Annotated in this window: 6 protein-coding genes; all 6 read left to right on the top strand. The window is 35.0% G+C overall.

Features of this window, described 5'->3' with window-relative positions:
• On the top strand, positions 1–1,160 hold a 1,160-nt coding region (locus tag BM163_RS13375; RefSeq protein ID WP_089803674.1), incomplete at its 5' end, for an IS1634 family transposase.
• A gap of 64 nt (positions 1,161–1,224) precedes the next feature.
• Positions 1,225–2,112 (top strand): AlbA family DNA-binding domain-containing protein, encoded by an 888-nt coding sequence (locus tag BM163_RS13370; protein WP_089803673.1) that lies wholly within the window; start codon positions 1,225–1,227, stop codon positions 2,110–2,112.
• A 108-nt stretch (positions 2,113–2,220) separates the two neighbouring features.
• Complete coding sequence (locus BM163_RS13365; RefSeq protein WP_089803672.1) at positions 2,221–3,069, top strand: TIGR02391 family protein; 849 nt, start codon at positions 2,221–2,223, stop codon at positions 3,067–3,069.
• 32 nt (positions 3,070–3,101) lie between these two features.
• Complete coding sequence (locus BM163_RS13360; RefSeq protein ID WP_089803671.1) at positions 3,102–4,028, top strand: hypothetical protein; 927 nt, start codon at positions 3,102–3,104, stop codon at positions 4,026–4,028.
• A gap of 149 nt (positions 4,029–4,177) precedes the next feature.
• Positions 4,178–5,296: a DUF3800 domain-containing protein gene (locus BM163_RS13355; RefSeq protein ID WP_089803670.1), complete on the top strand. Its 1,119-nt coding sequence runs from the start codon at positions 4,178–4,180 to the stop codon at positions 5,294–5,296.
• A gap of 1,063 nt (positions 5,297–6,359) precedes the next feature.
• Positions 6,360–7,726: IS21 family transposase (gene istA, locus BM163_RS13350; RefSeq protein ID WP_089803669.1), on the top strand; the 1,367-nt coding region annotated here is incomplete at its 3' end.

Genomic DNA, 7,726 nt, shown 5'->3' with positions numbered 1-7,726 from the left:
ATTTATTTCAACAGATTGATGAGGAAGGTCGTATGACCTTCTTTCAAAAGCAAGGCCAACGTCGCATGGAGAATGAATTTTGGGCCTTCGATGTCACCTCCATTTCAAGCTTCTCAAGCACATTAAATCAAGTGAAAAAAGGTCGTAATAAGGAACATGACCGTTTACCACAAATTAATTTGGCGTTATTGTTTGGTGAAAAATCAGGATTGCCTTTCTACTATCGCAAGCTCCCCGGGAATATCACGGATGTAAAAACAGTTCGACAACTGATGGGTGAGTTCAATGTGTTGGGATACAAAAAAGTACACATTCTTCTCGATAGAGGATTTTATAGTAAAGATAATATCAATGCGCTATATCAGTACCATCAAAAATTCATTATAGGGGTTCAATTACGTTTGAAATACGTGACAAGTGTCCTTGAGGAAGAGCGCGAAAACTTAAAACTTTGGACACATCATCACGCTCAGTTCAACACCTACGGTGTTTGTCGTACGATTCAGTGGGATTATGAACAAGAACGACCGTACAAAGGGGATACACTTAAATCAAAGAGACGTGCTTACTTACATCTGTTTTATAACCCTGAAAAAGCAGCAAAAGATCAAACAGACATGAATGATTATTTGTCCTCACTAAAACGCGATCTCGAAGAGAACGCCTTAAAAGACTATCGGTTAAAAGACTATCAGAAGTATTTTGACATAAAAGAAACGCCTAAACGCGGTAAGAAGATCATCCCGAAAGAAGAAGTCATGCGGAAGGACGCAAAAAATTATGGTTACTTTGCGTTACTGTCTAACGAAGTGAAAGATTCTTTTGAAGCCCTCTCATTGTATCGAAGCAAAGATGTGGTAGAGAAAGCTTTCGGGAATTTAAAAGACCGTTTGAACTTTAGACGCATGCAAGTATCTTCTGAACTATCATTAAATGGTAAGCTCTTCGTTGAATTTATCGCCTTAATTTATCTTTCTTATGTGAAAAAGAAGATGCAAGATGCCAATCTGTTCGAACAGTGGACACTTCAAGGATTATTAGATGAGCTTGATACGATTGAATTATTTGAAGCGCCGGAACACGGCCGAATACTCGGAGAGGTGACCAAAAAGCAGCAAGAGATATATGAAGCTCTGGATATCCCCATTCCCTCGTTATAAATTATCGGGAATCCAGGATGTAGTCAATATAAAGTGGTAAAATGAAAATAGTAGGAGGTATAGTATGGACAAGACGAAAATCGAACAATTGCTTAATCAAACTGAGAGTGAACATTTAGATTTTAAAAAAGGGTTATATGTAAAAGCGAATTACGATAGTTTACTAAAAGATGTAATTGCTATGGCAAATGCTAAAGTTACTGGATCACGATACATCATTTTTGGTGTGAAAGAATCAGCACAACAAGAAAAAGAACTGTTTGATATTGCAGATCCAATTGACGCAGCTACCTACCAAGAATTATTTTTTGAAAACATTGAGCCTCAACTAGACTGTCATATACATTATCATACATATAAAAATCACTTATTAGCTGTACTTGAACTTAGAGAACCAATATGCCAACCGTACTTACTTAAAAAGGATTACAATAAATTACATAAAGGCTTTTGTTATATTAGACGAGGAAGTAAAAATGATTTTGCTACGAGATCTGATTTCGATTATTTCTATAAGCAAGGGCAATTTGAAATTCATATTCTTGATGGTTTCTTACGAGCTGTTGATGCAGAGAGTGGTTGTGCGTCACTTGAATGTTCTTTTAGAAACTGTACCGATTTCCCAATTACAATTTATAAGGGGTTTTTAGAAGTGTGGGATTCACAAAAATTACGTACTCACCATCGCCTCTTTGGACATTCAAATCGTATACCAGGTGCAGACTATCGGTTGGAGATTTCCCCAAAATCTGAAGTAACAAAGGATTTTAGATTTGGCTTCGAATCGAGTGATTGTATTCGTTTAGAAATGGATGAATACGGTCATTCTGATTTAGATTTGAATTTTAAATTATATTTAATTGACACATTAGGAAATGAATATGTAGGGAAGGCAGAGGATTGTACCGTTTTTGCTAAAGGTAAATTTTTATGGAAAGTAAACAATAGATAGTAAGTTTTCTGAACAACAGGGACCTGGAGAGAAAGAGGGTAGTGTATGAGGCGACCCACTCGGATTCACCTCTTTTTCTAAATATATAGGTAGAGGAGGAATTTTAGATTGGTATCAAAAACCGTAAGTGAGCAACATTTAAAAGCAATTTGTGATGTTCTTGCTGATACAAATAAAGGACTTACCAAGTCGGAAATTAGAAATTTATTAAATCAGTGTAAAGTTGAGTTAGTAGATGATGGATACTCTAACAATGGATACATATATACTGTCGGTTTAAGTAAAAGTAATTGGCTTTATAATTGTTTTGTTAAGAATATTAATAGCAAACAATCATTTGAAAACGTCTACTTATTTATAGAAAAATCTATAGATCCGGTATCCTACACAAGTGAGAAAAAACGTGATAAGTATGATTTTCTATTCGAAGAGTTAAATAAGGTGCTACTGTTATCAGGTTTATCAGTAACGAAAGAAGGTAAACTGACTCTAGCAGTAAAAGCAAAAACGCTTGACGAGGTAGACCGACGAGTCAACAGTCTCAAGAAACACCTTTACAATAGGGCGATTCATCAAGAAGTTACAAAATATTGTATTAAAGACTATTTAAGAAAAGATTACTATGATGCTGTATTTGAAGCGGCGAAAGGACTTGCAGAACGAGTTAGAATCATTTCTGGATTGACAACTGATGGAGGTGTTTTATTTCAAAAGGCATTTTCTAAAAATGATCCCTATATCTTTTTCAATGGATTATCTACAGCTAATGAAATAAGTGAGTTTGTTGGTCTTAAAGAGTTACTTGAAGCAATATTTCATCTAGTAAGGAATCCTGCTGCTCATACTCCGAAAGTGAATTGGAAGGTAGATGAAACAAAAGCATTAGACATATTAACGATAATATCGTTTGCACACAAATACTTAGATGTGTGCCACCGGATACCGACAAAATGGTAGATTTATAGAATTTCAGAGGGGAGGCTATGGTCATGACTATACAGGTTAAATTAAACATGATTGATAACGGTTTAGACTTTCTATTAAAATCACTTGATACAATTGATGATAACGATGAAAATTTAAAATACTCAATAATTAATCTACATGCAGGGATACAATTGCTATTAAAGGAATTGCTTTTTCAAGAACATTGGTCACTAATCTTTCAAAAAATAGAACAAGCAAAGAAAGAAAGATTGATTTCTGGTGACTTTGTAAGTGTAAATTATGAAACCTTGATTCAGAGGTTAAAAAATATAGCTGAGATACAACTTGATGACAGGTTAATAGAGGAATTGGAGTTACTTAGAAAAGATCGAAACAAAATAGAGCACTATCACTTTGTTGTGACACCCGACATTTTGAAATCAAGGATTGTTAACATCCTTACTTATTTTATTCCGTTTTTAAAAGCGGAAATGGTTGAAGAGGGATTAGTAGATTCTAATGATGAAAGCTATACACAAATCATTGAACATCTTAATGAATTTGAAGATTACATAAATGAAAGAATGTTGTTATTGAAGGAAAGATTGGGTCAAATAGACATCATTTTGAAATGTCCGGTATGTTACCGAGAAGCTGTTGAATTTAACGATGAAACCGATGTGTTTTGTCATTTTTGTAATGAGAATATTTCTTCATTTAAGGAAAGATATATCGAAAACTTTGTTGATACATATAGTTATGTCAAAGATGGTGGGGAAAATCCTTTACATGAATGCCCTGATTGTGGAATGGATACGTTTATTTGTTTAGATGGATATCAATACATCTGTTTAACTTGCGGCATTAAACCAACCCAAGATGTAATAACAACTTGTGATGGACCAAGATGCAACGGTGAGATTGTTTATAGAGAAGAAGATGGGGCATCTTTTTGTGAATATTGTATGGATTACTTTAAAAACGCTTAAACAATAGAAAAATACAGGAGGAACATTATTACAAGAATAAAAGCAAAGGTATTGAAGTAAAAGATGATGAACGGAAGAATAAAGAAAGTTATGATGGTAATTTTGCTCACTAATTTATTTCTTGAACTATAAAACGAAGGGGAATCGTAATGGATTATTCTCACATTTATCATTTTATTGCCTCTGAAGGAGGCGTAACCAACATAGAAAAAAAGTACATATTGTATTATGACGAGACTAATAATCCTCGTGCTTTTAGATTGACAGATGATGGGTTTAACGTTAATGAACACGAATTCTTTATTTTAGGTGGAATTGGTTTTGAACCAGATAAGTATGCTTCTGACGATGATATTGATGAGCTATTTTCTGAATTTCAATTACAGGGAAATGCATCTGAAGTTAAATTTAAACACATTCGTCAAAATGCTCAGGACTTTTTATCTTTGTTATCAAAACCGAGAGTTACTACTCTAATTGAGTGGCTTCACGAAAAACAATACTCAATCCATTATTCTTACGTTGATAATTTTTACTACACAATTGTTGATATAGTGGATTCAATGAATGAGTCGTGGTTTGGTGGGCCAGGTTTAAATAGAGAACTGAAAAGCCGCCTCTATTCATTGATTAAGGAATATCAAGATTGGTTTGTAAGTTTGCTAATTGAGCTAGACTATCCCAACATTAAGAATCACAAAATGTTTGTTGAGAAACTTGTAGATTGGATATGGTCTGTAAACATTGGGGATGATTTTTATCTTGAATATTTACGGCAATCACTAAAAAGTTACAGAGATAAGCAACTGGTATTTCTGGAAGATAATGATGATAGGATTGCAATAACTGATTATTCAACTTTTTATGCTAATTTAATAGTTACTTACCCCAATGCAGATCATATTTTTGATCGCGAGCTGTCTGTTGAGAAACTTTTGAACGCCAATCCAATAGAGTTATCAGGACATAAATGTATAAACTATAAATTTGTAGATTCAAAAGATGAACGTTTGGTACAAGTATCTGATTTGATTGTAGGTATTTTGCGTTGTTGGATGGCTTTTTTGGAATCAGTTAATATAGAACATTTAAGTGAAATATTGAATGGGCTTTCAGAATTACAAAAAGTCGAAATGAAAAAGTTTCAGGAACTTTTGCTCCATTCTCTTGATACAAGTACCGGATTTAAGCACGGAATTGGTAGTAATGAGTTTGAATTAAAGGTTAGCTTCTTTTTAGAATATGATTTTACTTTTCAAAGTCAATAGCAGGATTATTTCAAACTGGATTCTTAATGGATTCAGTTATTTTGTGTAGATTCAAGTGGTCTTCCCTTAAAATAACAATGTCGATATCATCATGTTCTCTTTTTTTTCCTCTAAATAAATCTTTAGTGCCCAGCCTCCAGCAATCCACCATTTAAATGTATTCTATTAAATACTTCTTTTACTTGATTTACAGAAAGAGGCTTCCAAATCTACGTATTATTTGCCATAACTTCTTGTGCAGTGACTCTCCAATCTTGTATCCATAATTGCTCCAGTTATTCCTCATCGTATTATTTCAGATGTTTCTGAATCTCTATGCAGTTTGATGCCTAACTGTAACCAACATTCTAAAACTACTATATTTCAATCTATTTGATAGGACGAGGTAGAACAAGAATAGAGCAGAATTAACTTATTAGATGGTTACTATTGCATATCGTAATGTAACCTTGTTAAAACAGTCTAGGAATAATAGAATAAGTTCGAAATTGCCGTGGTTTGGGAGAACACGTAAAACCCCAGTCGCTGCAATCCGCAGCGATAGTTGTCAGTTAGATGACATTACTTTTTCCAATTAGAAGGAAAGGAATGGCATAGTATAATAAAGAAAACTATAGATGTGTTTTTGTTTAAAATACCTAGTCCATTCTGAATAGTCAAAAATGGATAACGTGGCAGGAACTAAATAACTCACGGAGGTTATAATGAGATTCTCAAATCGAAAGTTAAAAGGATTTCCAGTTCCAAAGGAAATAGTTGTGAAAGACTTAGCGAGTTATATTAAATTATTCTCTAACGGTAAATATAAGAATTACTTGATTAGGGGAGAATCGAGAAATTACTCTGAAACCATATCTTCAGCATTAAGTGACTACTGCCAATGATATTTACCAGGCTTGCCAAGTTTATGGCCAGTGATTGCCGACAATTGTACCACTGTTTGCCAAGGTGTTTACCACTTAAAAACTTCTGTATAATGAAAGGGCATACATCGCTTTAATGGTGGTGTATGACATCATTATAGGGAGGTTTTTTTGTGTTTCAGTAAAGGAAAGTGCTATCTATGAAAGAGGAAGGGTTCTCTATCCGAAGTATCAGTTCAGCTACAGGCCATTCCAGACAAAAGATCACGTCAGTTTTAGAGGTGGCAAAAGAGAAAGATGTCAACATGAAAACTGTTAAAAATGTGTCAGACAAGTGGTTAGAAGAGCTTTTATATCCAGAAAAAGCTGTAGAAGAATCAAGTTATCGCGCCATTGATTTTGAGTATATCCACAAGGAGTTGGCTAAAAAGAATGTGACACTGAGTCTACTTCATTATGAATATGAGGCGCAATGTCGATCAGAAAAAGCGATTCCTTACTCTTATCGATCTTTTGTACGGCATTACAAAAATTATGCCGCACGGCATAAAGCAACCATGCGCATTAAACGAAGACCAGGAGAAATACTAGAAGTAGATTGGGCTGGGTCAACGGGTGCTATCATTGATTGCGATACTGGGGAAGTCGTCGATGTGTATGTTTTTGTCGCGACTTTACCAAGCAGCCAGTTGTCCTACGTTGAAGGGTTCTTGAGTATGAATATGACGAGCTGGATTAAAGCGCACACACATGCCTATGATTATTTTGGAGGGGTGACAGAGATACTCGTTCCAGATAATTTAAAAACAGGTGTACAAGAACATTCACGTAAACAATTGATATTGAACCCAACATACAAAGATATGGCCAATCACTACAATACGATTATTATGCCCGCACGCGTAAAAGCACCTAAAGACAAAGCGAGTGTTGAAGGCTCAGTTAGAACGATTTCAACCTGGATTATTGCCTCATTAAGACATTCGCAGTGTTTCTCGCTTGATGAGTGGAATAGTTTAGCTAAGCAGAAATTAGAGATGTTTAACGATAGAGCATTTACTAAACGTGAAGGATCAAGACGATCTGCATTTTTGGCAGAGGAAAAAGACTTTCTTTCTCCTCTACCGCCCATGCCGTATCAAATGTCTGAGTGGTTAACCGCCAAAGTCCAACCAGACTATCACATCTCTGTCAAAAGCCAATTTTATTCGGTACCCTATGAATATATTAGCCAACAAGTTGATGTGAAAGCCACAGATCATTTGATAGAGGTATTCTATAACCATATGCGAATAGCCTCTCATACCAGATTATATGGTAAATATGGACGTCAGTCTACCAATCCTGATCACATGCCTGATGAGCATCGATTATATATTGATCAAACGCCTAAAAACGCTAAAGCTTGGGGAAAAGATATCGGACCTAACACATTAATGGTGGTGGACTATTTCTTTAAACATGCCCAAATAGAAAAGCAAGCCGTCCAGTCGGTATTTACACTCAAAAAAGTTTTGAGAAAATATGCGACATATGAATTGGAACGCGCTTGTGAAGATGTGTTACG

The organism is Halolactibacillus alkaliphilus (assembly GCF_900115465.1).
Classification (GTDB): domain Bacteria; phylum Bacillota; class Bacilli; order Bacillales; family Amphibacillaceae; genus Halolactibacillus; species Halolactibacillus alkaliphilus.
The sequence above is the reverse complement of the archived record's forward strand: the minus strand, read 5'-3'. Positions and strand labels throughout refer to the sequence as shown.

Bases quoted from the DNA above. Each gene is read 5' to 3' on its own strand.
- BM163_RS13370 (WP_089803673.1), top strand. From the start codon at position 1,225: ATGGACAAGACGAAAATCGAACAATTGCTTAATCAAACTGAGAGTGAA.
- BM163_RS13360 (WP_089803671.1), top strand. From the start codon at position 3,102: ATGACTATACAGGTTAAATTAAACATGATTGATAACGGTTTAGACTTT.
- BM163_RS13355 (WP_089803670.1), top strand. From the start codon at position 4,178: ATGGATTATTCTCACATTTATCATTTTATTGCCTCTGAAGGAGGCGTA.